29 protein-coding genes are annotated in these 26,758 nt (G+C 60.5%); 14 read left to right on the plus strand and 15 right to left on the minus strand.

The features are described from left to right. Positions 1-2 precede the first annotated feature (2 nt). The 4 genes from ACQY1K_RS13855 to ACQY1K_RS13870 form a co-directional block, all read right to left on the minus strand. A complete protein-coding gene (locus tag ACQY1K_RS13855; RefSeq protein WP_113109729.1) occupies positions 3-1,025 on the minus strand; it encodes an LLM class flavin-dependent oxidoreductase in 1,023 nt (340 codons plus the stop codon). A 222-nt stretch (positions 1,026-1,247) separates the two neighbouring features. Beyond that, on the minus strand, positions 1,248-1,472 hold the full coding sequence (locus ACQY1K_RS13860; RefSeq protein WP_062461074.1) for an aa3-type cytochrome c oxidase subunit IV: 225 nt from the start codon (positions 1,470-1,472) through the stop codon (positions 1,248-1,250). Positions 1,473-1,643: 171 nt separating this feature from the next. Continuing rightward, entirely contained in the window at positions 1,644-2,402 is a 759-nt protein-coding gene (locus tag ACQY1K_RS13865) for an N-acyl amino acid synthase FeeM domain-containing protein (RefSeq protein WP_180215465.1), read from the minus strand. A gap of 165 nt (positions 2,403-2,567) precedes the next feature. After that, a complete protein-coding gene (locus ACQY1K_RS13870) occupies positions 2,568-4,892 on the minus strand; it encodes a putative bifunctional diguanylate cyclase/phosphodiesterase (protein ID WP_430257618.1) in 2,325 nt (774 codons plus the stop codon). 302 nt (positions 4,893-5,194) lie between these two features. Between ACQY1K_RS13870 and ACQY1K_RS13875 the strand changes: the two genes are divergently transcribed. Next, positions 5,195-5,734, plus strand: coding sequence for a TRAP transporter small permease subunit (locus ACQY1K_RS13875; RefSeq protein WP_430257619.1), 540 nt, complete (start codon positions 5,195-5,197; stop codon positions 5,732-5,734). Positions 5,735-5,765: 31 nt separating this feature from the next. Beyond that, the gene (locus ACQY1K_RS13880; protein WP_430257620.1) at positions 5,766-7,283 is read left to right on the plus strand and encodes a TRAP transporter large permease; all 1,518 of its coding nucleotides are present in this window, start codon (positions 5,766-5,768) and stop codon (positions 7,281-7,283) included. Positions 7,284-7,717: 434 nt separating this feature from the next. On the opposite strand, the gene ACQY1K_RS13885 is transcribed toward ACQY1K_RS13880, so the two are convergent. After that, entirely contained in the window at positions 7,718-8,836 is a 1,119-nt protein-coding gene (locus tag ACQY1K_RS13885) for a TRAP transporter substrate-binding protein (RefSeq protein ID WP_062461086.1), read from the minus strand. A 258-nt stretch (positions 8,837-9,094) separates the two neighbouring features. Here ACQY1K_RS13885 and ACQY1K_RS13890 point away from each other — a divergent pair, with 258 nt between their 5' ends. Continuing rightward, positions 9,095-9,895: a gamma-glutamyl-gamma-aminobutyrate hydrolase family protein gene (locus ACQY1K_RS13890; RefSeq protein WP_430257621.1), complete on the plus strand. Its 801-nt coding sequence runs from the start codon at positions 9,095-9,097 to the stop codon at positions 9,893-9,895. A gap of 27 nt (positions 9,896-9,922) precedes the next feature. Here ACQY1K_RS13890 and ACQY1K_RS13895 read toward each other — a convergent pair whose 3' ends face one another. The 3 genes from ACQY1K_RS13895 to ACQY1K_RS13905 all read right to left on the minus strand — a co-directional run bounded on the left by ACQY1K_RS13895 (position 9,923) and on the right by ACQY1K_RS13905 (position 12,560). Next, positions 9,923-10,885 carry a 2-hydroxyacid dehydrogenase gene (locus tag ACQY1K_RS13895; RefSeq protein ID WP_062461092.1) on the minus strand — a complete coding sequence of 321 codons (963 nt, stop codon included), beginning with the start codon at positions 10,883-10,885 and terminating at the stop codon, positions 9,923-9,925. Between the two features lie 25 nt (positions 10,886-10,910). After that, a complete protein-coding gene (locus ACQY1K_RS13900; RefSeq protein WP_062582147.1) occupies positions 10,911-11,930 on the minus strand; it encodes a LacI family DNA-binding transcriptional regulator in 1,020 nt (339 codons plus the stop codon). A gap of 132 nt (positions 11,931-12,062) precedes the next feature. Beyond that, positions 12,063-12,560, minus strand: a complete 498-nt coding sequence (locus ACQY1K_RS13905) for a MarR family winged helix-turn-helix transcriptional regulator (protein WP_062461102.1) — start codon at positions 12,558-12,560, stop codon at positions 12,063-12,065. An 83-nt stretch (positions 12,561-12,643) separates the two neighbouring features. On the opposite strand from ACQY1K_RS13905, the gene ACQY1K_RS13910 reads away from it, so the two are divergent. From ACQY1K_RS13910 to ACQY1K_RS13930, 5 genes are all read left to right on the plus strand, one after another. Beyond that, positions 12,644-13,444, plus strand: coding sequence for a creatininase family protein (locus ACQY1K_RS13910; protein WP_430257622.1), 801 nt, complete (start codon positions 12,644-12,646; stop codon positions 13,442-13,444). Between the two features lie 49 nt (positions 13,445-13,493). Beyond that, on the plus strand, positions 13,494-13,739 hold the full coding sequence (locus ACQY1K_RS13915; protein WP_430257623.1) for a type II toxin-antitoxin system VapB family antitoxin: 246 nt from the start codon (positions 13,494-13,496) through the stop codon (positions 13,737-13,739). A gap of 6 nt (positions 13,740-13,745) precedes the next feature. Further along, entirely contained in the window at positions 13,746-14,150 is a 405-nt protein-coding gene (locus ACQY1K_RS13920) for a type II toxin-antitoxin system VapC family toxin (RefSeq protein ID WP_430257624.1), read from the plus strand. A 111-nt stretch (positions 14,151-14,261) separates the two neighbouring features. After that, positions 14,262-15,410: a CobW family GTP-binding protein gene (locus ACQY1K_RS13925; protein ID WP_430257625.1), complete on the plus strand. Its 1,149-nt coding sequence runs from the start codon at positions 14,262-14,264 to the stop codon at positions 15,408-15,410. Then, entirely contained in the window at positions 15,410-16,396 is a 987-nt protein-coding gene (locus tag ACQY1K_RS13930) for a WD40 repeat domain-containing protein (protein WP_430257626.1), read from the plus strand. Before ACQY1K_RS13925 ends, ACQY1K_RS13930 begins: the two co-directional genes overlap by 1 nt. Before the next feature lie 80 nt (positions 16,397-16,476). Here the strand turns inward: ACQY1K_RS13930 and ACQY1K_RS13935 are convergent, their stop codons facing one another. From ACQY1K_RS13935 to odc2, 3 genes are all read right to left on the minus strand, one after another. Further along, positions 16,477-17,508: a serine hydrolase domain-containing protein gene (locus ACQY1K_RS13935; protein ID WP_430257627.1), complete on the minus strand. Its 1,032-nt coding sequence runs from the start codon at positions 17,506-17,508 to the stop codon at positions 16,477-16,479. Positions 17,509-17,680: 172 nt separating this feature from the next. Continuing rightward, positions 17,681-18,250: a GNAT family N-acetyltransferase gene (locus ACQY1K_RS13940; protein ID WP_062461118.1), complete on the minus strand. Its 570-nt coding sequence runs from the start codon at positions 18,248-18,250 to the stop codon at positions 17,681-17,683. Between the two features lie 110 nt (positions 18,251-18,360). Next, a complete protein-coding gene (gene odc2, locus ACQY1K_RS13945) occupies positions 18,361-19,494 on the minus strand; it encodes an ornithine/lysine decarboxylase (protein WP_062461910.1) in 1,134 nt (377 codons plus the stop codon). A 554-nt stretch (positions 19,495-20,048) separates the two neighbouring features. On the opposite strand from odc2, the gene ACQY1K_RS13950 reads away from it, so the two are divergent. The 5 genes from ACQY1K_RS13950 (at position 20,049) to ACQY1K_RS13970 (ending at position 23,393) form a co-directional block, all read left to right on the plus strand. Next, complete coding sequence (locus ACQY1K_RS13950) at positions 20,049-20,264, plus strand: hypothetical protein (protein ID WP_192086007.1); 216 nt, start codon at positions 20,049-20,051, stop codon at positions 20,262-20,264. Further along, positions 20,261-20,593, plus strand: coding sequence for a type II toxin-antitoxin system PemK/MazF family toxin (locus tag ACQY1K_RS13955; RefSeq protein WP_192086006.1), 333 nt, complete (start codon positions 20,261-20,263; stop codon positions 20,591-20,593). The genes ACQY1K_RS13950 and ACQY1K_RS13955 overlap by 4 nt, the downstream gene beginning before the upstream one ends. 26 nt (positions 20,594-20,619) lie before the next feature. Beyond that, positions 20,620-21,513, plus strand: coding sequence for a LysR family transcriptional regulator (locus ACQY1K_RS13960; RefSeq protein WP_062461123.1), 894 nt, complete (start codon positions 20,620-20,622; stop codon positions 21,511-21,513). Positions 21,514-21,657: 144 nt separating this feature from the next. Next, complete coding sequence (locus tag ACQY1K_RS13965; protein ID WP_430257628.1) at positions 21,658-22,314, plus strand: DUF1007 family protein; 657 nt, start codon at positions 21,658-21,660, stop codon at positions 22,312-22,314. Beyond that, a complete protein-coding gene (locus ACQY1K_RS13970; RefSeq protein WP_430257629.1) occupies positions 22,308-23,393 on the plus strand; it encodes a nickel/cobalt transporter in 1,086 nt (361 codons plus the stop codon). The genes ACQY1K_RS13965 and ACQY1K_RS13970 overlap by 7 nt, the downstream gene beginning before the upstream one ends. A 4-nt stretch (positions 23,394-23,397) precedes the next feature. On the opposite strand, the gene ACQY1K_RS13975 is transcribed toward ACQY1K_RS13970, so the two are convergent. Next, the gene (locus tag ACQY1K_RS13975; protein WP_430257630.1) at positions 23,398-24,306 is read right to left on the minus strand and encodes a LysR family transcriptional regulator; all 909 of its coding nucleotides are present in this window, start codon (positions 24,304-24,306) and stop codon (positions 23,398-23,400) included. A 93-nt stretch (positions 24,307-24,399) separates the two neighbouring features. On the opposite strand from ACQY1K_RS13975, the gene ACQY1K_RS13980 reads away from it, so the two are divergent. Beyond that, complete coding sequence (locus tag ACQY1K_RS13980; RefSeq protein ID WP_430257631.1) at positions 24,400-25,275, plus strand: aldo/keto reductase family oxidoreductase; 876 nt, start codon at positions 24,400-24,402, stop codon at positions 25,273-25,275. An 88-nt stretch (positions 25,276-25,363) separates the two neighbouring features. Here the strand turns inward: ACQY1K_RS13980 and ACQY1K_RS13985 are convergent, their stop codons facing one another. The 3 genes from ACQY1K_RS13985 to ACQY1K_RS13995 form a co-directional block, all read right to left on the minus strand. Further along, positions 25,364-25,564 carry a hypothetical protein gene (locus ACQY1K_RS13985; protein WP_062461139.1) on the minus strand — a complete coding sequence of 67 codons (201 nt, stop codon included), beginning with the start codon at positions 25,562-25,564 and terminating at the stop codon, positions 25,364-25,366. Then, positions 25,561-26,256, minus strand: a complete 696-nt coding sequence (locus tag ACQY1K_RS13990; RefSeq protein ID WP_430257632.1) for a GNAT family N-acetyltransferase — start codon at positions 26,254-26,256, stop codon at positions 25,561-25,563. Before ACQY1K_RS13990 ends, ACQY1K_RS13985 begins: the two co-directional genes overlap by 4 nt. A 113-nt stretch (positions 26,257-26,369) precedes the next feature. Beyond that, positions 26,370-26,753, minus strand: a complete 384-nt coding sequence (locus ACQY1K_RS13995; RefSeq protein ID WP_430257633.1) for an ester cyclase — start codon at positions 26,751-26,753, stop codon at positions 26,370-26,372. Positions 26,754-26,758 lie beyond the last annotated feature (5 nt).

The following is a 26,758-nucleotide window of genomic DNA, read 5'->3' on the forward strand; positions in this document are numbered from 1 at the left end:
CCTCAGCGCCAGCCGAGCGCCGGCGCCACATGCTTCAGGATCGACTCGATGACATGGGCGTTGTAGTCGACGCCAAGCTGGTTCGGCACGGTCAGAAGCAGCGTATCGGCCTCGGCAATGCCCTCATCCTGGCGCAGCTCCTCGATCAGGGCTTCCGGTTCTGCCGCATAGGAACGACCAAAGATCGCCCGCGTGCTGTCGTCGATATATCCGACCGAGTCCTGCTCCTTGCCACCCCGACCGAAATAGGCCCGGTCGCGATCGTCCGTCAGCGCGAAGATTGAGCGGCTGACCGATACCCGCGGTTCGCGCTGATGGCCGGCCGCCTTCCAGGCGTCGCGATAGGCGCGGATCTGCTTTGCCTGCTGGATGTGGAAAGGCTCGCCCGTCTCGTCGTTCTTCAGGGTCGAGCTCTGCAGGTGCATGCCCTTCCCAGCCGCCCAGACTGCCGTTGCATCGGAGCTTGCGCCCCACCAGATGCGGTCTCGCAACCCTTCCGAATGCGGCTCCAGACGCAGCATGCCCGGCGGGTTCGGAAACATCGGGCGCGGGTTGGGTTTGGCAAACCCCTCGCCCTTTAGCACGTCGAGAAAGACTTCGGCGTGGCGGCGGCCCATATCGGCATCCGTCATCCCCTCGCCCGGCTCGTAGCCAAAATAGCGCCAGCCCTCGATCACCTGTTCCGGCGAACCGCGGCTGATGCCAAGCTGCAGGCGCCCTTGCGAAATCAGATCCGCCGATCCCGCATCTTCCGCCATGTAGAGCGGGTTTTCATAGCGCATGTCGATGACGCCAGTGCCGATCTCGATCTTCGACGTGCGCGCACCGACGGCGGCCAGAAGCGGAAACGGCGAAGCCAACTGGCGGGCGAAATGGTGAACGCGGAAATAGGCGCCGTCGGCACCGAGTTCTTCGGCAGCGACGGCAAGATCGATCGACTGCAACAGCACGTCGCCCGCAGAGCGCGTCTGCGATTGTGGCGACGGCGTCCAGTGGCCGAATGATAGGAAACCGATTTTCTTCATAATAGGGCTCCGGCAATATGCGCATGAGAAGAGGTGTTGCCCCCTACATGGCATGCCGGAGCAGCATCCGTTAGGGCCCTGCCGCGAATTGGGCGCAGACGGATTGTTCGCAGATTGCGAACGAGTGTTGTGAAGATGGAATGAAATAACGTCTGGAGTACCTGTCGGCAGGGTCGCGCGGGTGCAACGTCACACCCGCGCTCCGACAGAAACAGATCCGGCTTAGCGCAGCAGGAAGACGCCAGCGATATTCAGGATGATGAAAACGATGAGGCCGCCGAGAAGTCCAGCGCCGCCGAAAAAGCCGGCCGCCATGGCGATCATCAGAACGACGGTGGACATCGTGCCCCATTTTGCAGCGGCCAGAAAACCCTCGTAGGTTTTCTCGTGCTCGCGATAATCCATGGGAGCACCGGTCTCCATAGGTCCGCTCTGGTGTTTGTCCATCATCGATCTCCTTCAACGCCGCGCCCACGAGCCGATCACGGCGGGGTGGCGCGGTAGCCTCCTCCTCGCTCTTCGAATCCTTGGCAGATCACCGAAAAGCGCCTCTCGATCCAGATTACACACACCGCTTCAAAGCGCAATCGCGCCACGCCGCGGCTGGTGCTTTAACACCTACTCGGCGAACGCCATTTCCTGAGAGGTCGGCCTTCCCGCGATCCTCGCGGTCGGCAGAACGGTGAGTGGCGGACTGTCGAACTGCGCTTCGTTGCCGAACATCATCCGCCGTTCATAGGCCTCCGACCGGAACAACGGGAACCGCCTCATCAACTGCGGCCTTACCTCCTTGACTCGTGACGCAAGAAGCGTGAGCTCGAAGCCGTAGATGCCGGCCATCGTTGGCGGCACGACGATATCCGCCAGGAAGATGCGCTTGTAGAACGAGGCATGCGGCGGGCGGATATGCTGCAACACCCGGTCGGCATCGAAATGGATCGCAGCCATGATGCTGGGCCGCAGCGTGATATAAGGGATCGTCGGCAATTCGGCGACGACAGCCGGATCGACCGCAAACCGGGCCGGATCGATCAACGTCATCCCGGCATCGAGGAAAGCGTGGACCGCATCGGGAAACACGCCAGTCGACTGGCACACACGATGGTCCGGCGTCACGTAATGGACGCGGATCGTCGCGATGAGTTCTTCGTAATGATGAATGCCGAAGACATAGGCGTTGCGGTCGAAATCGATCTCATCGAGCATGTCCACCGCACCGACGGGGAGAACATCCTGCGCCTTGTAGGCTTTGTATCTTAATCTGGCGATATCTTCGAAATCTTCGGCGCTCTGAATGCGGCGGTATTCGATGTGGTCGAGAGATGCGAGGAGCTTTTCGGAAAATGGTGCTTCAGGAACAGATTGCTTTATCGGCATGTGAATTATCCATGGGACGTTAACCCAGGATTAACCGTGAACTGAGCCTTGATCGCAATCGCCGAAATTATGTTTAACAAATTTTAAACAGAAATAGTTAACCGCCAGCGGTAACCTTATGCCGCGGGTGCAAAAAATAGCCCGTGAAGATATGGGGAAGCGCTCTTAGCCAGCCGCGCTCAATGACCGCGGCGCGTCGTTCTTGCGGCTCGATACGGCACGACTACCCGCCTTGCTGAGAGCAACGCCGTTAACGCGCAGACTCTCCAACGCATCGACCGGCACCGGCGGCGAGAAGATGTAGCCCTGAACCAGGTCCGCAAAATTGTGCTTGCGCACGAGATCCAGCTGTTCCTGGGTTTCGACGCCTTCGAGAACGATGCGGAGATCGAGTTCGCGTGAAAGATGCACGATGCCGCTCAAAAGCTTCATGCGGCGCGGATCGGTACCGATGTCGCGCACGAAGGCGCGGTCGATCTTGACGATATCGATCGGCAGGGAATCCAGATAGCTGAGGCTCGAGAACCCGGTGCCGAAATCGTCGATTGCGATCGTCACGCCGTTGGCGCGCAATCGGCTGAGCGTCGCACTCACGGCGACAGGCTCCTCCATGAAGCAGCTTTCGGTTACTTCCAGATGCAGCCGTGCGGCAGGCAGACTGTAGCGCGCCAAAGTCTCGGCCACCATTGCCGTGATCGCACCGCCACGAAGATCCTTGACCGAGAGATTGACGGAGACCGCCATGCCGCCCGACCATTCGGCGCAGTCGGCGCATGCCTTGTCCAGCACGAACCGGGTGACGTCCGAAATCAGGCCCATGCTTTCGGCAAGCGGGATGAAAATGTTGGGGCCGATCCAGCCGCGCTCGGGATGCGACCATCTCACCAGTGCCTCGCAGCATTCCATCTCGGACCCGTCCGGCCGGTACATCGGCTGGTAGACGACGGACAGATGGCCGTTTTCGATGGCATGGCGCAGATCGGTCCGCAGACGCTGCTCGGCCACATACCGACCATCCATTTCCGGCCTGAAGGTTCGAACCGTGCCGTTGCCGGTCGACTTTGCCTCGTTGAGGGCAAGGTCGGCCTTGATCTGCCAGGATTCCATGTCGAAATCTTCAGCGGGCAGAATGACGCAACCGCTGTTGAGCGATACCGAAAGACTAAGCCCGTCGACCCGGTAATCCCCCTCGAATGTCCGATGAATCTCGCGGATACGCGCCTCGATCGCGCAAGAACCGTCTTTGCCGGTCACCAGCAGAACGAACTCGTCGCCCACCAGCCGGCCGATCAGAACCTCGTCGCTCGCAAACGCCGCTGCCCGTTCGGCAATTGCTGCAAGAAGCTTGTCGCCCACCACATGGCCGCGCATGTCGTTGACATGCTTGAACCCGTCGACATCAAGAATAGCAAGCCCGGCCCACATCTCCGGACCTGCATTTGCCAGCCGACGTTTGACCTGTTCGGTGAAATGTCCCCGTGTCGGCAGGCCGGTCAGCGTGTCGAAACGAACAAGGTGAAGGATTTTCTCTTCGGCAGCGACCCTTGCGCTGACATCCTCGAAGATCATCACGAGACCGCCCTCGGAACGGCGGCTGAGCGAGAATTCCAGATAGGTGTCGTCATTGAGACGCAGCAGCGTCTTGCCCGCCTGCCCTTCCAGCAAGCCGCCGATCTGCGTCAGGATCTCGTCCGGAAACGCATTTTCGCGGTCGCGAAGGGCGGCGATGAAACTCGCGCCCATCAGGTCTTCGGCATCGCCCAGTCCCAGCAATTCGTGCGCGCGCCGGTTGACGACCTGCACCCGGCCATCGGCGTCCAGCATGATCAGCGCATGCGTCATGGTGCTGAGCGCACTGTCGAGCTGGTCGGCAACCGTCTTCATCTCGCGCGAAACGATGACGTTCTTGTAGAGAAATTCCCGCACCCCCGTCGCCATCGACTGGGTGGTCAACCCGAACGGCACGAGAAAGAGCGCCATCAGCGCAAGATTGATTTCGCCGGTCAGCACGCAGGCAATGATCAGCGGCAAGCAGCAGCCGGTCGTCTGCAGCGCAACCGCGCGAGCAGACCCGTAGTTGCGGCCGACGATCGACACCATCGACGCCATGGTGACCGCGATGCACATGAAGGCGGCCATCATGTCCCGCAGGACAAGAACCGCATAGGCGCTGCTGATACCGAGAAGGAAAGCAGTCGCCGCGGCGCCGTAGACATAGCGTGTTTCCCAGCTTTCGATCTCGTCGCGGGAAAGAACCGCACGGTCGAGACTGTCGAAGCGACGGAACGAGATGACCCGGAACGTGAAGACGGCCAAGAACACCGCAATCAGCATGATATAGAAGGTAGAGCCCGTCGTCGCAAAAATCACTGCGCACGACAGGATATGGACCACCATGCCAGTCCACAGCGTTCCACGATTTCTAAACAGCGATTCGACGAACGACAGATACACTTCTGTCGGCAGCGTTTGCGCTTCCGCATTCTTCATAGGGGCACATTCCCTTGCCATCAGACCGACAATGGAGAAAACGTTTTAAAAATTGATTGTTGTCGGAGTGCGACCCCTTGGATTGTGGGGGTTCGTCGAAAAGCGATCAATGAACGGTAACAGGGATTGCTAAAACTCTCCAAACTCAATTATGCGCTCTCGCGACCACCTTCGCAATAATATTTCGCGCAATGCCTGGAAACGGCATTTATGCGACCTATGGGGGTCTTTTCTTTTAATAAGCGTTCGTTTACATCGCCTCATTCGGGCAGAGGTAAAGACCTGCTGGGGAGCGAGTGAGTATGGCGGGCCTGTTGAAATTCAGCGTGTTAATTGACCGTGTCAGCGAAATCGTCGGAAAATTTGCGGGTTATCTCGTTCTGGCCTGCTGCCTGATCAGTGCCGGTAATGCCTGCATCCGCTATGCGTTCAACTACAGCTCGAATGGCTGGCTGGAAATCCAGTGGTATCTGTTCGCGTTTATAGTTCTCTTGGGCGCATCCCATACGCTTCGTCTCAACGAACACGTCCGCGTCGATCTGATCTACGGCGCCGTCTCGGATCGCAAGCGGTTGTGGATCGATGCGATCGGCCTGGTGATCTTTCTGATCCCGGCATGCCTCTTTCTGGCATGGCTGTCCTGGCCGTTCTTCTCCCTGTCTTTCATGCAAGGCGAAGTGTCTTCGAATGCCGGCGGCCTGATCCGCTGGCCCGTCAAATTCATCATCGTCTCGGGGTTCGTGCTCCTTGCCTTTCAGGGCCTGTCCGAGCTGATCAAGCGCATCGCCGGCCTCACAGGCACCCTCCAGGTCGACACGACCTACGAAAAGCCACTGCAATAAGACCGCGCCATTCCGGGGGGAAACCAAGCTCATGTTTGAATACGGCGTAATGCCACCGGCCATGTTTCTGGGCATGATCATTTTCATGCTCTACGGCTTTCCGGTCGCCTTTTCCCTTTCGGCGGTCGGGCTGTTTTTCGGCTTCCTCGGTATCTACACCGGTCATTTCGAATATGCGTTCATGCAGGCCCTGCCGCTGCGCATTTTCGGCATCGTCTCCAACGACCTGCTTCTCGCCATTCCCTTCTTCACCTTCATGGGTGCCATTCTTGAACGCTGCGGCCTTGCCGAGGACCTGCTCGAAGGCACCGGAAAACTGTTCGGCGCCATTCCCGGCGGCCTTGCCTATGCGGTGATCATCGTCGGCGCAATTCTCGGCGCCATCACCGGCACGGTTGCCGCCTCCGTCATCACCATGGGTGTGATCTCGCTGCCGATCATGCTGAAATACGGCTACAGTCCGCGTCTCGCAACCGGCGTGATTGCAGCCTCCGGCACGATCACCCAGGTCATTCCGCCGTCGCTCGTCCTCATCGTTCTGGCCGATCAGCTCGGCCGTTCGGTCGGCGACATGTATCTCGGCGCCATCGGTCCTTCGATCCTGCAGGTCGTGATCTTCCTGCTGTTCATTCTCTTCACCTCGATCGTCCGGCCCCAGGATGTTCCGGCGCTGCCGCCGGAGGCCCGCGGCGAACTCAATGCCGCGCTGGTGTTGAGAGTGCTGTGGGGCATGGTCCCTTCGGTCGTGCTGATCTTCCTTGTCCTCGGCACCCTGTTCATGGGACTTGCCACACCGACGGAAGCCGGCGCGCTCGGCGTCGTCGGCGCCATGGCGCTTGCTGCCATGCACCGCCGCCTGACTTGGGACCTCGTCAAGCAGGCCATGCATTCGACAATGACGATCACCTCGATGGTCGTCTTCATCCTGGTCGGCGCCACCTGCTTCAGCCTTGTGTTCCAGGGCATGAACGGTGGGCTTTGGATCGAATTCCTGCTGTCTCATATTCCGGGCGGCGCCCTCGGCTTCCTGATCTTCGTAAACATCTTCATTTTCTTCCTGGCGTTCTTCCTGGATTTCTTCGAGATCGCCTTTATCGTCCTGCCGATGCTGGCGCCGGTCGCAACGGCGCTCGGCATCGACCTGATCTGGTTCGGCGTGCTGCTCTGCGTCAACATGCAGACCTCGTTCATGCACCCGCCATTCGGCTTCGCACTCTTCTACCTGCGATCGATCGCGCCGAAGACTGTGAAGACGAAGGACATCTATCTCGGCGCCATTCCGTGGCTCGGGATGCAGTTGATCCTCGTCGCCATCATCATCTTCTGGCCGGAATCCGTCACCTACTGGCTGGACAAGGCGCCGGACGTCGATCTCAACACGATCAAGATCGAAATCCCCGGCTTCGGCAATGATAGCGGCAACAACCAGATGCCCAATTTCGGCCTGCCGCCGATGGATGGTGCACCCGGCCAGGGCGGCGGCGCGCAACCTGCCCCCGGACTACCCGGCATGCCCAACTTCGGCGAGCCACCGAGGATCAACCCTTAACGGCTTCGTCTTGCCAGAAAACCGGCGCAGTAGTACATTGGAGTGGAGAGCAAAGCGCGAACTCTGCTCTCCCTTTGTTATCTGATGTAGAAAATGAACCGGACGGACACTGACCAGCCCGTCCGGTATTTCCTAACCAGCAACGTAATGCTCAGTGGAAACCACATCGCATCACCTCCTGTTCGACGGCAAGGCTTTTGCCTTAAGTCGGTGAAGCCCGTCTTCACCGATACTCCGGCTGGCCACGGAGTGCTCTGCTTTTGCCTTCGAACGCCACCATCATAGATACCAGCGTGTGATTGTCGAGCCGACACAACCGGGCATACGTGCAGCGCGTCTATTGCGTGAATCCAGTCCGGCGCCATCCCTCAGCTGCAAAAGAAAACCCCGGACCTTGCGATCCGGGGTACGTGTCTAAGCAACGCTGTAGACGTTCAGATCTTGCCGTTGCGCTGCTGGATCATCATGAACGTGTCGAACGTGTACTCCGAAAGCTGCATCCAGAGGTAACCTTCCTTCTTGAATGCGACCTGGTCGTCGTAGACCTTCTTGAAATCCGCGTTGGTTGCGGAGATACCCTTGTAGACGTCCATTGCCGCCGTGTAGCAGGCCTCGAGGATATCCTGGCTGAATGGCCGCAACGTCGTCCCCTGCGATACGATCTGCTTGATCGCCATCGGGTTCTTCAGATCGTATTTCGCCATCATGTTGGTATTGGCGAAAGCGCAGGCATCGGTCAGCGCCGACTGATAATGCTTTGGCAGGCTGTTCCACTTGTCGAGGTTGATGAAGGCATGGATTGTCGGGCCGCCTTCCCAGAAAGCCGGATAGTAGTAATACTTGGCCACCTTGTAGAAGCCGAGCTTGTGGTCGTCATAGGGACCGACCCACTCCGCCGCATCGATCGTGCCCTTTTCCAGCGCCGGATAGATATCGCCGCCGGCAATCTGCTGCGGTACGGCACCGAGCTTTTCAAGCACCTTCCCGGCAATGCCGGCAATGCGCATCTTCACGCCCTTGAAGTCGTCGACGGTGTTGATTTCCTTGCGGAACCAGCCGCCCATCTGGGCCCCGGTATTGCCGGCGGGCATGCCGTAGATCTGATGCTTGGCATAGAACTCGTTCATCAGCGTATTGCCGTTGCCCTGGTAGAACCACGAGTTCGTCAGGCGCGCATTCATGCCGAAGGGGATCGCCGTGCCGATCGCAAAGGTCGGGTCCTTGCCGACAAAATAGTAGGAGCAGGTATGGCACATCTCGACCGTGCCAGCGGAGACCGCATCGGCCGCCTGCAGACCCGGGACGATCTCACCACCTGCAAACGGCTGGATCGTGAAATTGCCGTCGGTGGCGGCTGCAACATGCTTCGCGATATCGTCGGCGCCGCCATAAATCGTGTCCAGCGATTTCGGAAATGACGATGTCAGGCGCCAGTTGATCTTCGGGTTCTGCTGGGCAATGGCAGGTGTCGAAAGCGGAACAGCAAGCACTGTGGCTGCAGCGGCTCCCGCGCCGCCGACTGCCGTCTTTTTCAGGAATGAACGACGATCCATCAAAAATCCTCCCGGGTTGAACAGACCGCGAAGATGTCTCCTCCCATACCTCGCCAGTCCTAGATGAGGTAATCATGTTGCTTGAATGCTTGCAAGCAGACCATGTAACAATGACGGCGGACCAAGGTTAAACCGCATTATACTTTCGTCTTCCGCGATCGTCGTGGTTCACGCTGCACGGCGTCGCTACGGCTTGACTTCACCCCGCCTCCGGCAGCAATACGGGATAAGAACCACTGCCCCGCCTGGAGATTGTTCATGCCCGTCTCGTGCCGTAAGCCCATCGTCGCCGTTCCCGCCGATCTCAGGCAATTCGAAGGCGCCCTCTGGCACGCCACACCCAACCAGTATGTCAATGCGGCGCTGAAAGTGGCGGACGTCATGAGCTTCATCGTTCCCGCCTTCGAGGAGGGCAACGATGTCGACACGATCCTCGACCGGGTCGACGGCGTGCTGGTTTCCGGCGCCGTCAGCAACGTCCACCCGTCGCTCTACGGCCGCGAAGCGACCGAGGGAGACGGCCCCTTCGATCACGGCCGCGACGCCACCTCGCTGCCGATGATCCGCCGCGCGATCGAGCGCGGCATTCCGCTTCTCGCCATCTGTCGCGGCATCCAGGAGCTGAATGTCGCGCTGGGTGGCACGCTGGCAAGCGAGATCCAGGATCAGCCGGGCAACTGGGACCACCGCAAGCCCGACGTGCCAGACCGCGACGCGATGTACGCGATCCGCCAGCCGGTCTTCGTCAAGGAAGGATCCTGCATCGCGGATTTCCTCGGATTTTCCGGCGAAGTCCAGGTGAATTCGCTCCACCGCCAGGCGATTGCAAAGACCGCTCCCCGCCTGAAGGTGGAGGCGACGGCCGCAGACGGCACGATCGAGGCGGTGTCGGTGATCGACGCGAAGAATTTCGCCGTTGGCGTCCAGTGGCATCCGGAATACTGGGCCGAAACCGATGCGCCCTCGGCCGCCCTGTTCAAGGCGTTCGGCGATGCGGTCCGCGCCTACGCGGCATCGGCGAGCGGTGATACCAGCACACCGGTTGCCCGCACCGCGTGAATCAAACACCCTCGCCGTGTTTGCCGGTTATCCCTTGACGGGGGTTTCCGGAACCGGCGTCAGCACGCGGCCGTCCTTGAACCAGCCGATCAGGTTGTCGACGACGAGATCGGCCATCGCATTGCGGGTCTGAACAGACGCGGAGGCGACATGCGGCAGAAGGCAGGTATTGTCGAGAGCGATCAGCTCCGCCGGCACGTTCGGCTCGTCGAAGAAGACGTCGAGGCCGGCTGCGGCAATCGTCTTGTCGCTGAGGGCGGCAATCATTGCTTCCTCGTCAACGCTCGATCCACGGCCGACATTGATGAACACGCCACCCGGGCCAAGCGCTTCGAAGATCTCCGCATTGATGATCTTGAACGTATCCGGCGTCCCGGGCGCGATGCAGATGAGCGTATCGACGGCCTCAGCCATCTCCTTCAGGGACGGATAGTAGATATAGCCGACATCCGAGCGCTGGCTGCGGCTGTAATAGCCGATCGTCACCTTGAACGGCTCAAGCCGCTTTGCGATCTCGAGACCGATGCGGCCAAGGCCGAGAATGCCAATGCTGCGGCCCTTTAGTGAAAACGGCGACAGCGGAAACGGGCCTTCGCTCGCCCAGCGTCCCTCGCGCAGATAGGTTTCCGCCTTCGGAAACTGGCGCAGCGTGTTGAGGAGCAGCGCAATGGCAGTATCAGCCACTTCGTCGTTCAGAACGTCAGGCGTGTTGGTAACGATGATGCCGCGCTCGGCAGCTTTCTTCGTATCGGTCCCGTCGTAACCGACGCCGAAGCTGGAGATGACTTCGAGATTGGGAAACGCGTCGATGACGGCAGCATCGCATTTGCCGGAAACCGCGATGCCACGCACGCGCGCCCTCGTCTCGGCGTCGACGGATGCCAGTTCGGCATGCGGAGCCGAGATGACCTCGAAACTGTCGTTCAGACGCTCCAGAACGCGCGGATGAATACGGCCCGGCACGAAGATGGTGGCAGGATTCTCAGACATGCAGCAACCTCTTTATGAAGAATAATCAGCGTGGACGAAAGACGCCGGTCGACTGGCGCAGACGCATTTCCGGCTTGATCAGATGGAGACCGTCAGGCTCATGGCTCCCGGCAAGACGATCGAGCAGTGCCCGCGCCGCTAAGCGCCCGACATCGGCCTGTCCGTTGGAAACGGTGGTCAGAGACGGCGTCGAGATCGACGCCTGTTCCAGATCGTCATAGCCGGTGACGGAGATATCGACGCCCGGCGTCAGCCCGGCGCGCGCAATGCCGTTCATCAAACCGATCGCCACCAGATCGTTCCAGCAGACCGCAGCCGTCGGCTTTTGCGGTAGGGACAGGAAATGCACCGCCGCCTCGAACCCGCCCTGCATCGAACGGGGTCCCGGAATGCGCAGGTTCGGATCGACCTCGATATTGGCTTTCAGCAGCGCGTTGACGTAGCCCTGGTAACGGTCGCGACCGGTCGATGTCTGGTCGGTGCCGCCGATCATGGCGATCGCCCGGTGGCCGAGGCCAATCAGATGGTTGGTGGCCAGCGAAATGCCATAAGCATCGTCGCCACGATAGGTCGGCAGGTCGAGGCCTTCCATCGAGCGGGCAACAAGAATGGCCGGCATGCCGTTTTCTTCGGCAAGCTTCATATCCTCGATCGGCGTCCCGATCGCCGGCGACATGATCACGCCGTCGCCACCCAGCTGCAGCAGCGTCTCGATGAACGTGCGCTGCTTTTCGACCGAGTCGTAATGGTTGGAGAGGATGAACGTATGACGGCTGCGGTCGAGCTCGCTCTCGATGGCTTTCAGGATTTCACCGTAAAACGGGTTCATCACGTCATGCACGACGACACCGATAATGCCGGACCGCGAGGTGCGAAGGCTGGCGGCACGGCGATTGTAGATATAGCCAAGCGCCCGCGCTTGTTCCTTGATCTTCTCGCGGGTATCAGCGGCGACAAGCGGACTGTCCCGGAGAGCAAGCGAAATCGTAGCTGTAGAAAGACCGAGACTTTCGGCAATCGTCGACAGTTTGATTTTCTGCGCCATCTAGCCCCGCGTTCTCATGCAGCCTGCATTCTTACGCAGAGCACCCGAATTAAAGTTTAAATAAACAATTTAATTCCATGCGACAATCCTGTGACGGGATTTTTCGGACGAGCAGGTTGGCAAACGCAACCCTCAGTCGCGATCGCCCTCATCCGACTGAAGATTGTGCTCGACGGCTTTGAGAAGCTTCAAAAGCGTACGCACTTCCTTGTCGGACAGGCCTTTGACCGCAAGCTCGCCGCACTCGGCCACCGCGCGGCCGATTTGTTCCACGCTCTTCAGGCCGGTCTCCGTCAGATGCACCTTGGTCAACCGACCATCCGTTCCGTCGGATCGGCGCTCGAGAAACCCCTGCGCCTCCATGCGGCCGATCGTGCGGGTCATGGTCGGCGCCTTGACGCCCATGCGGTTGGCAAGATGACCCGGCGTCATGCCGTCTTCCTCGGAAAGCGCCAGGATCACCCCGTCCTGCCCGGCATAAAGGCCGCTTTCGACCAGACTGCGGGACAACGCGGTGCGCATCGACCGGGCGGTCTGCGTAATGACAGGCGCAAGGTCGGTTGCAGAAAGACCAGCGCCGTCTTTCTTCTTGCCCGACTTGGATTTCTTGTCGCCTTTTTTCTTGCTCATAGGCTCCGCCCGTTTTGCGTCATGGAAGTCGGCGCTATAACTATACCACGCCACCCTTATCGAAACCCGGAATTGACCGCCAGATGCCGCATCCCTTGCCGCGCTATCATGACAACGATGTTACGCCCCCGTCCACAGAAAGCGCTAAAAGCGGCGACTGGATCGCCGTTCTGCCGCTCGGCGCCCACGAACAGCACGGTCCGCACCTGCCTTTCGAGACCGATACGCTGATCGCACAGGGCCTTGTCGACCGCATCATCCCTGCCCTTCCGGCTGATCTTCCGGTCACCTTCCTCCCGGTGGAGCCGGTCGGCTACTCGATCGAGCATATGGATGTGGCAGGAACGAAGACGTTGGCCTTCGACGAGGCTGTCCGCCGCTGGCTCGGCATCGCCGAGGAACTTCACAAGCAAGGCATCCGCAAACTGGTGATGCTGAACGCCCATGGCGGCAACGCGCCGCTGCTGACGATCGTCACGACAGAGGCCCGCGTCCGTTTCAACATGCTGGCGGTCGCAACAAGCTGGACCCGCTTCGGCCAGCCCGAAGGCTGGATCGCTCCGGAGGACAAGGCAATCGATATCCACGGCGGCGATATCGAGACCTCCGTCATGCTGGCACTGTGGCCGGACTGTGTGAGCATGGAAAGGGCCGAAAACTTCCCATCGCGCCAGACAGATTTCGCGAAAGACTTTCGTCACCTGCGCGCCTACGGCCCACATGCGTTCGGGTGGAAGATGTCTGACCTCAACGCCAAGGGCGCCGCCGGCAACGCAACCGCTGCCACCGCAGAACGGGGCGAGCAGCTGGTGAAGCATGCGGTCAACGGCATCATCGAGTTGCTACGGGATGTGCAGCGCTTCGATATTGACGCGTTGAAGTAGCGCAGAGCCGCATAGTGTGCGAGACTTGGCTACACGAAGGTGATGTCTCATGACCCTCAATATCCGTAACGAAGAAGCTCAGGCACTTGCGAGAGAGCTTGCGCAAATAGACGGAACGACAATCACGCAAGCGGTGGTCACCGCACTGCGGGAGACCATCGACAAGCGCGCGCAGCAGGAGACGGCGAGCGAGACGGCCAGCCGCATCCTGGCAAAGCACGGACTTTCCTTCAAACAGACCCGACCCGTGCCCCCAGCTTCCGCCTATCACGATCTCGACCACGACCTGGATTGATCGCACATGTTTGTCGATGCTTGTGCGATCGTATCGTTGATGGCTGGCGAAGATACCGCGGAAGCCTATGAAAGGGCGTTGGCAAAATCGACACTGCCATTCACGTCTCCTCTCGCTGCCTGGGAGGCTGTCATTGTTCTCTCCCGGCCCGACCAGCTAGACTGCGCATACGGCCAGGCAGAAAGCGCTGTCGTGGAATGGCTCGACGCGCGCGGCATTGATATCCGTGAGGCGGGCTCGCCGCGTGCGCTCTTAAGCTTTGCTGTCGCGGTGGCTCAGAAACATGGCATCGGTAAGCGGCACTTGAGCAACTTCGACTGTTTCCATTACGCGCATGCGAAAGTGGCCGGCGAGCCGCTTCTCACGCTCGACCAGCTTCTTCGGCAAACCGACGCGGTTACATTGCCCTGATGTGATCATATAACATTCAAAACCCCTTTGAACTCGCGCGGCCTTGCCCTTATATGAGGCCAACACGCTTCCGCGCTCCCCCGAGCGCTCCAGAACCCTTAGAGGTTTCCCATGACTGAAAACACCGCTCCCGTCGCTGCAAAGCCAATTCCTGTGACCGTGCTGACCGGATATCTCGGCGCCGGCAAGACGACCCTGCTCAACCGGATCCTTTCGGAGAGCCACGGCAAGAAATACGCCGTGATCGTCAACGAATTTGGCGAAATCGGCATCGACAACGATCTGATCGTCGAGTCCGACGAAGAGATCTACGAGATGAACAACGGCTGCGTCTGCTGCACGGTTCGTGGCGACCTGATCCGTGTCGTCGAGGGCCTGATGCGCCGCCCGGGCCGCTTCGACGGCATTATCGTTGAGACGACGGGCCTGGCCGATCCGGTTCCTGTTGCCCAGACCTTCTTCATGGACGACGATGTTCGCGCAAAGACCGAACTCGACGCCGTCATCGCTCTGGTCGATGCCAAGCATCTGCCGCTGCGCCTCAAGGATTCCCGCGAGGCCGAAGACCAGATCGCGTTTGCCGACGTCGTTCTGATCAACAAGACCGATCTCGTGACCCCGGAAGAGCTGGCGATCGTCGAAGACGTGGTTCGCGCCATCAACCCGACAGCCCGCATCTACAACACCAGCCGTTCGGGCATCGATCTCGCCCGCGTGCTGGATCAGGGTGCCTTCAATCTGGAACGGGCGCTGGAAAACGATCCGCATTTCCTCGACCACGACCACGAAGACCATGTCTGCGGCCCCGATTGCGGTCACGACCATAGCCACGATCACCATGGGCATGACCATCACGCGCACGACCACGATCATCATGATCACGGGCACGATCACAAGCATCATGACCACGGCCATCATGCGCATCACGATGCGATGTCGCCGATCCACGATATCACGGTCAAATCGGTCTCCCTGCGCGGCGGCGAGATGAACCCGGATCGTTTCTTCCCATGGATCCAGAAGATCACCCAGGCAGAAGGTCCCAACATCCTGCGCCTCAAGGGCATCATCGCCTTCAAGGGCGACGAGGAGCGTTACGTCATCCAGGGCGTCCACATGATCGTCGAAGGCGATCACCAGCGTCCGTGGAATGATGGCGAGAAGCGTGAAAGCCGCCTCGTCTTCATCGGCCGCGACCTCGACTTCGACAAGATCCAGAAGAGCTTCATGGCTTGCCAGGCTGAGGTTGCTGTCGCCTGATGCCAACCGTTGCACCTCTTGATATCGACGGTCATGTCGTCGCGGCTCACTTTCTCGGCGACATCCCGATCTTTGCCACTGCAGCCGGCACCATTCACCGCCTTGACGGCGGTGAGAAGGTAACGGACGCGCATCACGGCCTGTTGACCTGCATCCGCGACCCCTTCAGCGCCACGCTATTGAGTGGCGGCGAAGACGGCCGGGTGCAGCGCATTTCCCATGACGGCACGGTCAGCACGATTTCGGAAACGCCGCGTAAGTGGATCTCCGTCGTCGCCGGTGGCCCTCAGGGTGCGGTCGCCTGGGCGCAAGGCAAGTCCAGTTTCGTGAAGCTCTCCGACGGCACCCTCAAGGAAGTGAAGGAAGAGCGCAGCGTCGAAGCGATCGCCTTCGCACCCAAGGGCCTGCGGATTGCGGCCGCACGTTATAACGGCGTATCCTTGCATTGGGTCGGCACCAACAGTCCGATGCAGGATCTCGACTGGAAGGGTGCCCATACCGGCGTCACCTTCTCGCCTGACGGCCGCTTCCTCGTGACCATGATGCAGGAAAACGCCCTGCACGGCTGGAAGCTCGACAGCAAGTCGGGCGAAAGCCGCCATATGCGGATGACCGGCTATCCGGCCAAGGTGAAATCTTTGTCCTGGTCGGTCAAGGGCAAATGGCTCGCCTCCTCAGGCGCGCCGGCCGCGATCGTTTGGCCGTTTTCGGCCAAGGACGGCCCCATGGGCAAGGCACCGATGGAACTCGGCACGCGCGCCAATATCATGGTAACGCAGGTGGGGTTTCATCCGCTAGAGGAAGTACTCGCCATCGGCTTTATCGACGGCATGGTCCTCGGTGTGCGCATTGCCGACGGCAAGGAAGCGCTGCTGCGCCGGCCCGGTAAGGGCGCCATCACGGGCTTGAGCTGGAGTGCCAGCGGTAAGCTGCTCGCATTCTCGTCTGAAGCCGGCGACTGCGGCGTGATCGACATTTCCGGCTGAGCCGACTGTCTAAATTCCCAGTGAAACATGCGGGGTCTGCCCCGCATGCTAGTCCCCCATATCACGGCGGAGCTTGGCGCTTACGCCGACGCGACAGCGCCGATAATCTCGGCGAGAAGGTCGTGCAACTGGTCGCGGTAGCCGTTTCGGGCAGACGGACCGCTTTCCCTTGATGTCATCACCACGGTCATATCGAGCGACGGAACCACGTAGACCATCTGCCCGCCATAACCCCAACCGAACTTCACATCGTGTCCGCCCATCTCACGCAGAAACCATCCGTAGCCATAGCCATCGCCGGAAAAGCGCGAGTTCGTGCGCTGGGTCCAGGACTGGTCGATCCAGCTCTGAGAGACCACCTGACGGCCGCTCTTGGTTTTCCCGCCATTGCGATAGAGCTCCCCGAATGCCAGCAGGGACGCCGCCGTCATCGCCATCTGGTTGCCGCCGAGATAGATGCCCTGCGGATCGCGCTCCCAGGCGCCGATGCGAAACCCGTCGACCGGCTCCAGCCAGTCGCGCGCCAGCGCAAGCGTCGGCCGTTTGCCGACGCGGGTGAGGATGGCCGACAGAAGATGCGTCGAGGCCGTCGAATACAGCATCTGACCGCCCGGCTCGCCGTCGAACGGCTCCGACAGTGCAAACCGCACCCAGTTGGAACTGGCCACCCAGCGCCCGTAATTCGGCCCCGACATGCGAGACAGACCGGCCTGCATGGAGAGAAGATTGCCGATGGTGACCTCGGCGAGCCGCGGATCGGCATTGCGTGGCAGATCGGCCTTCAGGATCGAGGCAATCTTCTGGTCCGGCCCTTCGAGCAGATTACGATCGATCGCGATGCCGACAAGGCAGGAGATGATCGATTTCGACGCCGACTTGATGTTGGTCGAGGCGTTGAGGCCGCTGCCGTTGAACGCTTCCCTGGCAATCGTCTCGCCCTTGCGCGACACCATCACGACCTTCAACGGCTCGAGGTCAGCCGCCCGGCCGAGCACGGCCTTCAGCGTCTGCGGCGCCTGCGCCACGCCAGTCCCGCCGGTTTGCTGCGCGAAGGCCCGCATGGATGTGAGGACGAAGGGAGTGGCAAGAAGGGCTGTGCGGCGTGTGATCATGGATGCCAATCTAGGTCGAGACCAGCACGCGACTATGGCCGAGCCCAACGATTCACGCGAAGGTGACGGAGCGTGAGACCATTGCGTCAGCTCTCTCCCGTCGAAAAACGAAAGACCCCGCCCCCCTTTCGGGGAGACGGGGTCCTATGGATCTCTCAATTGCAGCAGCCGTTCAGGCGAGCTTGCGCCCACTCGCAACGATCATGCCGGCTGCACCTTCGAGCCAACCGGCTTTCAGCTCCAGCGCCAGGAAGCGCGCACGGTCGCAGGGGCCGGGCATCACCAGATGCTGGGTCTTGCCACCGAAGAAGCCGAAGCGCTCGTAATAGGCGGCGTCACCGACCAGAAGCACGGCGCCATGGCCACGATCATGCGCCTGGCCGATCGCCGCACGCATCAGAGCCGCCCCGATGCCCTTGCCCTCATGCGACGAGCAGACGGCAAGCGGTCCGAGCAGAAGCGCGTCGATGGCGTTGCCTTCTGGCGAAATGCCGGCCTCGATGTTCCACAAGCGCACCGTGCCGATGACGTGGCCGTCCTCGTCGCGCGCAACCAGCGCCAGGCCTTCGGCCGGCACGCGGTTCTGGCGGATCTTTTCGGACGACTTCAAGCGTCGGTCGGCGCCCATGGCGCGATCGAGCAGAGTTTCACGAGCCACCACGTCGGCCGGAGTTTCGGCAGTGATGGTGAATGTGGACGCGGGCGCAAACAGCGCACGGACAGAATCAAGAACAGTGGCCATCTTGGCCTCCCGCACTTAAAACCGTTTCAAACGGTATCGGACGATCATTGTGAATTTGCGGCTCCCGTCTGGAGGTCGGGAACCGCGAAAGTAGTGACGCTTGTAACGCCTTAGATGACGTAGGCCTTGAGCGGATCGAAGCCGTTGAACGCAACCGCCGAATAGGTGGTCGTGTAGGCGCCGGTGCCCTCGATCAGAACCTCGTCGCCGATCGAAAGCGAGATCGGCAGCGGGTACATGTTCTTCTCGTACATCACGTCGGCCGAATCGCAGGTCGGACCGGCCAGAACGCAAGGCTCCATCGCGTCGCCGTCGCGCTCGGTGCGGATCGGGTAACGGATAGCCTCGTCCATGGTTTCGGCGAGACCACCGAACTTGCCGATGTCGAGGAAGACCCAACGGTGGTTGTCGTTGTCGGACTTCTTCGACACGAGAACGACTTCAGCCTTGATGACGCCTGCATTGCCGACCATGCCGCGACCGGGCTCGATGATCGTCTTCGGCAGGTTATTGCCGAAATGCTTGCGCAGCGAAGCAAAGATCGCCTGGCCGTATTCTTCTGCCTTCGGCACGTCGCGCAAGTACTTGGTCGGGAAACCGCCGCCCATGTTGACCATTTGCAGAACGATACCCTGCTTTGCGAGCTGGCTGAACACGCGCTTGGCATCGGCCAGAGCCGCATCCCAGGCATCGACCTTCGTCATCTGCGAACCGACATGGAACGAGACGCCGTAGCTTTCGAGACCAAGCTGGTGTGCGTAGACGAGAACGTCGACGGCCATCTGCGGCACGCAGCCGAACTTGCGCGACAGCGGCCATTCGGCGCCTTCGCCATCGGTCAGCACGCGGCAGAACACCTTTGCACCGGGAGCTGCACGGGAAATCTTTTCGACTTCCTCATGGCTGTCGACGGCGTAGAGGCCAACGCCGAGCGCGAAAGCACGCGCAATGTCGCGTTCCTTCTTGATCGTGTTGCCGAACGAGATGCGCGATGCGTTTGCACCGGCATCGAGTGCCATCTGGATTTCGGCGACGGAGGCGCAGTCGAAGTTGGAACCCATCGAAGCGAGGAGCTTGAGGATTGCCGGCTCGGGATTGGCCTTCACGGCGTAGTAGATCGCGCTATCCGGCAGGGCATGACGGAAGGCGTTGAAATTGTCGCGCACGACATCGAGATCGACCACGAGGTAGGGACCATCGGGACGCTGGGTCTTGATGAAGTCGAGGATGCGGGCAGTGGTCATGGTCAATCCCTTCCAAATCTCAAAGGCTCCGGCTTGCGAACCGGAGGACAAAGGACGGATGAACATGCGCCAGGATCCAGTCGGTGGAGACACCGGTTCCCTGACACGCTCAAACGCGCGGTAAGTGGATCAACGTTCTGCCAAGAACGAAAATCCGGCTTTGTCTGCCATGGATTGGAGGGAGGTCCCTACCGCACTTCCGGCAATGATGGTGTGCCTCTTCAGTAACCCCGGCTGTTGGAAAGCCGGGAGAGAACAAAAAGGCCCGCACCGTCGTTGCTTTAGATGTCCTCGCATTTCCCGGATGGCCGGAATAGCGACTGGAGGGGTTAGTTCCAGGTACCTTACCGATGACCTCACCAAATAGAGGGTCGGCGGACACCCACGGGCACGTGCGACTTTGGGCTGCACGGGAGATAAGAATATTCGCGGTCATAATCAAGCGGTATTTTGGGCCGGGGGGAAAATAATGGGAAGGCAGCCCCCGGTAGAATTTGCGCACGGGCACGCGTCGGTTTACATTACGGAAATAGAGGCACGACTGGAGAAATCAGATGCCTACAGCAAGAAAGCCAGAAGCCGTCGAGACGCCGTTGAGGGAGGTCTTGCACCCTGAAAGACTGGTGTCGGTCCCGGATGCAAACGATCCGGTCTTCCGCGCTCGTCTCAAGGCAGCCATTGCCGCTATGGACCCCGAAGAGGAAGCGGATGTGATGCGCTGGATAGAGGCTGTGTCGATGTTCCACAATGAGGACCGCGATCTGGAATGAAGCGCGGCGATGTCGTAACGGTGGCCACGGCGGGAGATTTTGGAAAGCCGCGCCCTGCGGTCATCGTCACGCAAAATGCTCTCCTGGAAGATGGCCATCAAGCTGTTGCAGTCTGCCAACTAACTTCAACCATCAACGAACTGGCCGACTTTCGTGTGACGGTTGATCCAACTCCAGAAAATGGGCTGCGTGTCAGGTCCGATATTATGGCAGACAAACCGGCAACGGTGGTTCGCCATAAAATCGGTGCCGTCATCGGCTGCCTAAGCCAACAAGATATATTACGCCTGAATGTGGCGCTAACCTATGCGCTAGGCCTTCAAGGCTGATCGATTTCCCGGAGCAGATTCGCCACATGGACACACTCACCCGCATGCGCGCCTTCATCGACGTGGTCGAGGCCGAGGGCTTTTCGGCCGCCGCCCGTCGCACCGGCCGTTCCAAGGCGCTGCTGTCGAAATATGTCCGCGAACTGGAAGACGATCTCGGCGCGCTTCTTCTCAACCGCACCACCCGCCAGTTCTCGATGACGGAGGCGGGCCACACCTATTATCGCACCGCTGCCGATATCCTGAAGGAGATCGACAATCTTGCCGACCTCGTGCGCGAGAACAATGCCGATCTCAAGGGCCGCCTGCGGATCTCCGTGCCGCGCACCTTCATCGATGCGGATGTCGGCCAGTCGTTCATCGATTTCGCCAAGGCGCATCCGGACGTCCAGTTGGAAATCGTCGCCGATGACCGGTTTGTCGACCTGATCGAGGAAAATTTCGACCTGGCGATCCGAATCACCCGGCTGGAGGATTCCGGCCTGATCGCCAAGAAGCTTGCCGATTTCCGGGTCCATGCGGTCGCGACGCCCGATGTCGTGGCGCAATACGGGCCCCTCACGCATCCGCAGCAGCTGAACAAGGTGCCGTTCATTATCGACACCAATTCGCGCTGGCACAACAATATCCGCTTCGTCGATCCTGATGGCTCGATGATTTCAGTTGCGGTCTCCGGCCCGATCGAGGTCAACAGTCCGCAGGCAACCTTGCGCGCGGCCCGTGCCGGTCTCGGCGTCGCGATCATCCCCGACTTCGTCGCCATGGCCTCGATCCAGTCGGGCGAACTGGTCAACCTGTTCGACGAATACATCACCCGTGAACGCGGCATCTATGCGGTCTATCCGCATCGCCGCTACCTCCCGGCCAAGGTGAGAAGCTTCGTCGATTTTCTCGCCAACTGGTTCCGCCAGCCGCGCTGACATGTAATGCTGTAACGCCGCAGTCGAAATTCCGTCCCATTTCGGGGCCAGACCACAGCTTGCGGACGGACGAACGACACCCCTTTTGATTTGGCGCAGGTCCGGACGCAATGCCGCTGCGCAATATGCTGGACCTGCTCGGATATGCGAAACAGACTTGCGACAATTCTGACGGCAGCGGCCATGGCTGCACCCTTCGCCGTTCCAGCGCCGGCACTTGCGCATCCGCATATCTTTGCCGAGGCCCGGCTGGAGATTGTCGCAGGCGCCGATGGCACCGTGCAGGAACTGCGCAATGTCTGGCGCTTCGACGAGGTGTTCTCGTCGAGCGTGATCCTCGATTTCGACAAGAACGGCGATCTCAAGCTCGATCCGCATGAGCTGGCCGAACTCGGCGAAACCATCCGCACGTCGCTTGCGGACTACCATTACTTCTCGACCGTGACGCTGGACGGCGCCCAGATCGGCATAAAGAAGCCGGAAGTCTTTCACACCACGATGCAGGACAAGCAGTTGATGCTGATCTTTGCGGTGAAGCCTGAAAAGCCGGTCCCTCTCAAGGGCAAGCTCACCTTCGGCATCTACGACCCCACCATGTACACGGCGATCGACTTCCCCACCGACAAGGATCTGGTGCTGAAGGGTGCGGGCTTCGAGAAGTGCCAGCACAAGGTCGTACGGCCCGATCCAGACGACGTGATTTCGCAAAACAGCGCGTCTCTGACAGATGCTTTCTTCAACGATCCGACGGGGACCGACATGACCAAGCTCTTTGCCACCCGCATGGAAGTGACATGCTGAGGAAAGCGTCGACCGGCCTGCTGTTTGCCGCTCTCGCGGCGGCGCTGGTCGCCACCGCCGCCCACGCCCAGTCTCCGCTCGGCGTCGGTGCAGCAGAACCCTCCTTCTCGGTAGGCGGGCCGCTCGCCCCCTTCTTCCAGTGGATCAATGCCTACCAGCAGGGCTTCTACCGCTCTCTGACCGGCGCGCTGCGGGCGATGCGTGAGGATCCGTCCGCGCTTGTCGGGCTCATCGGCCTGTCCTTTGCCTATGGCGTCTTCCACGCCGCCGGCCCCGGCCACGGCAAGGCGGTGATTTCCTCCTACATGATCGCCAACGAAGTCGAACTGCGCCGCGGCGTCACGATCTCCTTCATCTCAGCGCTTCTTCAGGGCCTCGTCGCGATCCTCGTGGTCGGCGCTGCCTTCGTCCTGCTCCGCGGCACCGGCATCACCATGACCCAGGCCACCTGGACCATGGAAGTCGCAAGCTTTGCGATGGTCTCCCTGTTCGGCGCCTGGCTGCTGGTCAAGAAGATCCGGGCACTCCGGATGCAGGTCGTGCGCGCTCCCGACCGCGGCCGCACGGCGGCAGGCGCGACCGCAGCCGGCGGATCGACCGCCATGCTGTTCGACGGCTCTTCCACGGGCCAACGCTCGACCGGCCTCAAATTCCAGGCAGTCGAAATCGACGACCACGCATTCCAGGGAGACAGCGACACCTGCGAGGCCTGCGGCATCAGTCACATGCCGGATCCGTCGACGCTCGGTGCCAAGAATTTCAACCTGAAGGAAGCCTGGTCGGCGATCATCGCTGTCGGACTGCGCCCCTGCTCCGGCGCCATCCTCGTCATGAGCTTCTCGCTTCTGAACGGGCTTTACCTCGGCGGCGTGCTGTCCGTTCTCGCCATGTCGATCGGTACGGCGATCACGGTGACGATCCTTGCAACCCTTGCCGTCGGCGCCAAGGATATCGCGCTGAAATTCGCAGGCCCCGGCTCGCGCAGCGGACGACGCATCGGCCATGCGATCGAGATCGGCGGCGCCCTGTTCATCCTGCTAATCGGCCTTTCCCTGCTCGGCGCCTCGCTGCAGGGCTGAACGCTCAGCGCGTCTGCGGCATCGCCTTGATAAAATCGATGAAGGTGCGCAGCGGAGCCGGTACCAGTCGTCGCCCGGGATAATAGAGAAACGGCCCTGAGAATGAGGGCCACCACGGCTCGAGCACCGGTTCCAGCGCACCACTGTCAAAATGCGGCTTCAGCCAGTCCTCGAACAGCGCCACGATACCGGTGCCCGCGATTGCCGCGGCAACGCCCAGATCAGACCCGCCACCCGCCTGCACGATCAGCTGCGCCGGCGGATCCACCACCACCTCCTCGCCATCGCGTTCGAATTCCCAGGGCGTGACCGGACGGTCCCTGAACCGGCTCCTGATGCAGGAATGCGCCAACAGATCGCGCGGATGGTCCGGCCGCCCCCGTGCTGCCAGATAGGCGGGCGACGCGCCCAATGCGAAACGCTGCACGCGCGGTCCGATCGGCACGGCGATCATGTCCTGCTCCAGCCGCTCGTCATAGCGAATGCCGGCGTCACAGCCGGCAGCGATGATATCGACGAAGCTCTCGTCAGTCATGATGTCGAGACGGATATCCGGATAGGCCGCCAGAAACGCCGGCACGATCTGCGGCAGGACGATCCGCGCCGCACTGGCCGGCACATTCAGCGTCAACAGCCCGGCCGGCCGGCCCCGAAACCCGGCCGCCATGTCGAGCGCCGCTTCCATTTCCGAAAGCGCCGGCCCCAGCCGGTCGAGCAGTGCCCTGCCCGCCTCCGTCGGCGTCACGCTGCGGGTCGTGCGGTTGAGAAGCCGGACCCCGATCTTCTCTTCCAGGCGCCTGACCGCATCGCTCGATCCGGAAGCGCTTCCGCCGGTCAGCCGGGCCGCATCGCGAAACCCTTTAGTCCTCGCCACCGCGACGAATGCCCCGAGATCACCAGCGTCGTATTTCATTGTCCGCCCTGCCGTACAGCCCGTCCGAATTGTAACCAATTATCGCGCGGCCTGGATAGCGCTATCTCTGCCTCACCGATAGGGAGTAAAACCATGACCAATCTTGAAAAAGCCGGCACCTATAAACTCGGCGACCGACACGTAAAACGTCTCGGCTACGGCGCCATGCAGCTAGCCGGCAAGGGCGTGTTCGGCCCGCCGAAGGACCGCGCGGAAGCGGTTGCGGTGCTGCGCGAAGCCATCGAAGCCGGCGTCGACCATATCGACACCAGCGACTTCTACGGTCCGCATATTACCAACGAGATCATCCGCGAAGCGCTGCATCCCTATGGCGACGATCTCGTCATCGTCACCAAGGTCGGCGCCCTCAGAGGCGAGGACGCATCCTGGAACCCGGCCTTTTCGAAAAAAGCACTCACGAAGGCCGTCCACGATAACCTCAGGAATCTCGGTCTCGATGCGATGGAGGTGGTCAACCTGCGCTCCATGCTGGACGTCCATGGCCCGGCCGAAGGCTCGCTGGAAGAACCGCTGACGGTCCTTGCCGAACTCCAGCACGAGGGCCTTATCAAGCATATCGGCCTGTCGAACGTGACGCGAAAGCAGGTCGAGGATGGCCGCAAGATCACCGAGATCGTCTGCGTCCAGAACCAGTACAATCTCGCGCACCGCGACGACGATGACCTTATCGATCATCTGGCGGCAGAAGGCACGGCCTACGTCCCCTTCTTCCCACTCGGCGGCTTCTCGCCCCTGCAATCCTCGACGCTGTCGGATGTCGCAGCAATGCTCGACGCAACGCCGATGCAGGTGGCACTGGCCTGGCTGCTGAAGCGCTCGCCGAACATCCTGCTCATCCCGGGCACGTCGTCGCGCGGACACCTGCGCGAAAACCTCGCCGTCGCCGATATCGAACTGTCGGCGGATGTGATGGCGGAGCTGGAAGCGATCGGCGCCAAGCCGGCTTAAGGGCGAGCGGCTAGCTCTCCACGCTCATCCCTGTGCAAAGCGCAGGGATGAAGACGTTTTCGGGCTTCCGCCCGACCCTATCTCACGATTACTTCCGCCGCTGATGCCGGGCTCGCAGCCAGAAGATCAGGAAGAAGCCGAGAACCAGCAGCGCGCCGACGAAAAACGCCAGCAGCGGCGAGTAATTGCCGATCCACAACACGATGGTCGGCATGAGATAGATGACCAGCGCCGCGCCGAAGAGAATGGCGGCAGCCGCGATCGCCTGTGATTTCGCTTCTGGCGTCATGTGGTTTTCCCGCCGGCAAATTCGGCCCTGAGATCTTCCAGCCGCTTTTTCTGCCGGCCGTCTTCATCGAAATTATCGGGCGAGAGCCAGGCCTCGAACCCGGCCTTGATCACCGGCCACTCGCTGTCGATCATCGAAAACCAGGCCGTATCGCGGTTGGCACCGCGCGAGATGATGTGCTGCCGGAACACGCCTTCGAAGGTAAAGCCGTAACGCAGCGCGGTCACCTTGGAAGGCTCGTTCTCGTTGTGGCATTTCCATTCGTAGCGACGATAATCCAGCGTCTCGAACACGTGGCGAGCCATCAGGTAATGCAGCTCTGTCGACATCGGCGACCGCTTCATGGCAAGCCCATGCGCCACGGACCCCACCTCGATCACACCGTTCTTCGGGTCCGGCCGCATATAGCTCGCCATGCCGACAACCGCGCCAGAGGCGTTTTCACGCGCAACCAGCGTTACGAAGCCGAGATTCGCATTCACATTGTCCAGCCACGCGCCAAACTCTTCGGCGGTCGAATATTGATCGTTCGGAAAATAGCGGATCAGCTCGTTGATCCCCTCGGCACCGCCCAGCGCCTCCCAGAGATCAGCCAGATGCTTTTCACGGTCATAGGGCTCGAGCGTCAAGAACCGTCCGGTCAGGGTGACGGGGCTGGGGGCGGCAACTTTGTAATTGGAAAGATCGCGCATTCGGGCAGGTCCAGCAAGATGCGCAGCGGCTGCGTCGCAACCGCTGCAGATGAGGCATCAAGGCTTAGGCCAGCACCTGTCGAAAGGCAACCGGCGGAGACGATCGATGGAGCTCACAGCTGCGCTTCGATGGCGGCTTTGTCGACAATCGACCAGACCTGCACGATCTTGCCGTCGCGGAACCGATAAAAGACGTTTTCACTAAACGACACCCGGCGCCCGTTGACCGGAAGCCCCAGAAACTCGGCCCGAGGCGAACATTCGAACAGCAACCGGCTGACCACATGCGGCGGATCGACGACCAGCAGATCAATGCTGAAGCGAAGGTCGGGAATATCGCTAAAATTCCCGACGAGCATGTCGCGGTAGCCGAACAGCCCGAGCAGCCGGTCGTTATGGATGACATCGTCATCCACAAACTGCCCGAGCCGCCCCCAGTCCTGCCGGTTCAGGCAATGGATGTAATCGCGGTAGACGTCACCGAGATCGTTACCCATGTTCT

The organism is Neorhizobium sp. IRS_2294 (assembly GCF_050500145.1).
Taxonomy (GTDB): Bacteria; Pseudomonadota; Alphaproteobacteria; order Rhizobiales; family Rhizobiaceae; genus Neorhizobium; species Neorhizobium soli.

Coding starts and splice junctions, on each gene's coding strand:
- ACQY1K_RS13870 (WP_430257618.1), bottom strand. CDS start 4,892: ATGAAGAATGCGGAAGCGCAAACGCTGCCGACAGAAGTGTATCTGTCG.
- ACQY1K_RS13910 (WP_430257622.1), top strand. CDS start 12,644: ATGCCGCATCCCTTGCCGCGCTATCATGACAACGATGTTACGCCCCCG.
- ACQY1K_RS13960 (WP_062461123.1), top strand. CDS start 20,620: ATGGACACACTCACCCGCATGCGCGCCTTCATCGACGTGGTCGAGGCC.
- ACQY1K_RS13985 (WP_062461139.1), bottom strand. CDS start 25,564: ATGACGCCAGAAGCGAAATCACAGGCGATCGCGGCTGCCGCCATTCTC.
- ACQY1K_RS13975 (WP_430257630.1), bottom strand. CDS start 24,306: ATGAAATACGACGCTGGTGATCTCGGGGCATTCGTCGCGGTGGCGAGG.
- ACQY1K_RS13915 (WP_430257623.1), top strand. CDS start 13,494: ATGACCCTCAATATCCGTAACGAAGAAGCTCAGGCACTTGCGAGAGAG.
- ACQY1K_RS13900 (WP_062582147.1), bottom strand. CDS start 11,930: ATGGCGCAGAAAATCAAACTGTCGACGATTGCCGAAAGTCTCGGTCTT.
- ACQY1K_RS13890 (WP_430257621.1), top strand. CDS start 9,095: ATGCCCGTCTCGTGCCGTAAGCCCATCGTCGCCGTTCCCGCCGATCTC.
- ACQY1K_RS13855 (WP_113109729.1), bottom strand. CDS start 1,025: ATGAAGAAAATCGGTTTCCTATCATTCGGCCACTGGACGCCGTCGCCA.
- ACQY1K_RS13930 (WP_430257626.1), top strand. CDS start 15,410: ATGCCAACCGTTGCACCTCTTGATATCGACGGTCATGTCGTCGCGGCT.
- ACQY1K_RS13935 (WP_430257627.1), bottom strand. CDS start 17,508: ATGATCACACGCCGCACAGCCCTTCTTGCCACTCCCTTCGTCCTCACA.
- ACQY1K_RS13875 (WP_430257619.1), top strand. CDS start 5,195: ATGGCGGGCCTGTTGAAATTCAGCGTGTTAATTGACCGTGTCAGCGAA.
- ACQY1K_RS13995 (WP_430257633.1), bottom strand. CDS start 26,753: ATGGGTAACGATCTCGGTGACGTCTACCGCGATTACATCCATTGCCTG.
- ACQY1K_RS13950 (WP_192086007.1), top strand. CDS start 20,049: ATGCCTACAGCAAGAAAGCCAGAAGCCGTCGAGACGCCGTTGAGGGAG.
- ACQY1K_RS13940 (WP_062461118.1), bottom strand. CDS start 18,250: ATGGCCACTGTTCTTGATTCTGTCCGTGCGCTGTTTGCGCCCGCGTCC.
- ACQY1K_RS13885 (WP_062461086.1), bottom strand. CDS start 8,836: ATGGATCGTCGTTCATTCCTGAAAAAGACGGCAGTCGGCGGCGCGGGA.
- ACQY1K_RS13970 (WP_430257629.1), top strand. CDS start 22,308: ATGCTGAGGAAAGCGTCGACCGGCCTGCTGTTTGCCGCTCTCGCGGCG.
- ACQY1K_RS13920 (WP_430257624.1), top strand. CDS start 13,746: ATGTTTGTCGATGCTTGTGCGATCGTATCGTTGATGGCTGGCGAAGAT.
- odc2 (WP_062461910.1), bottom strand. CDS start 19,494: ATGACCACTGCCCGCATCCTCGACTTCATCAAGACCCAGCGTCCCGAT.
- ACQY1K_RS13925 (WP_430257625.1), top strand. CDS start 14,262: ATGACTGAAAACACCGCTCCCGTCGCTGCAAAGCCAATTCCTGTGACC.
- ACQY1K_RS13980 (WP_430257631.1), top strand. CDS start 24,400: ATGACCAATCTTGAAAAAGCCGGCACCTATAAACTCGGCGACCGACAC.
- ACQY1K_RS13865 (WP_180215465.1), bottom strand. CDS start 2,402: ATGCCGATAAAGCAATCTGTTCCTGAAGCACCATTTTCCGAAAAGCTC.
- ACQY1K_RS13965 (WP_430257628.1), top strand. CDS start 21,658: ATGCGAAACAGACTTGCGACAATTCTGACGGCAGCGGCCATGGCTGCA.
- ACQY1K_RS13895 (WP_062461092.1), bottom strand. CDS start 10,885: ATGTCTGAGAATCCTGCCACCATCTTCGTGCCGGGCCGTATTCATCCG.
- ACQY1K_RS13880 (WP_430257620.1), top strand. CDS start 5,766: ATGTTTGAATACGGCGTAATGCCACCGGCCATGTTTCTGGGCATGATC.
- ACQY1K_RS13955 (WP_192086006.1), top strand. CDS start 20,261: ATGAAGCGCGGCGATGTCGTAACGGTGGCCACGGCGGGAGATTTTGGA.
- ACQY1K_RS13905 (WP_062461102.1), bottom strand. CDS start 12,560: ATGAGCAAGAAAAAAGGCGACAAGAAATCCAAGTCGGGCAAGAAGAAA.
- ACQY1K_RS13990 (WP_430257632.1), bottom strand. CDS start 26,256: ATGCGCGATCTTTCCAATTACAAAGTTGCCGCCCCCAGCCCCGTCACC.
- ACQY1K_RS13860 (WP_062461074.1), bottom strand. CDS start 1,472: ATGGACAAACACCAGAGCGGACCTATGGAGACCGGTGCTCCCATGGAT.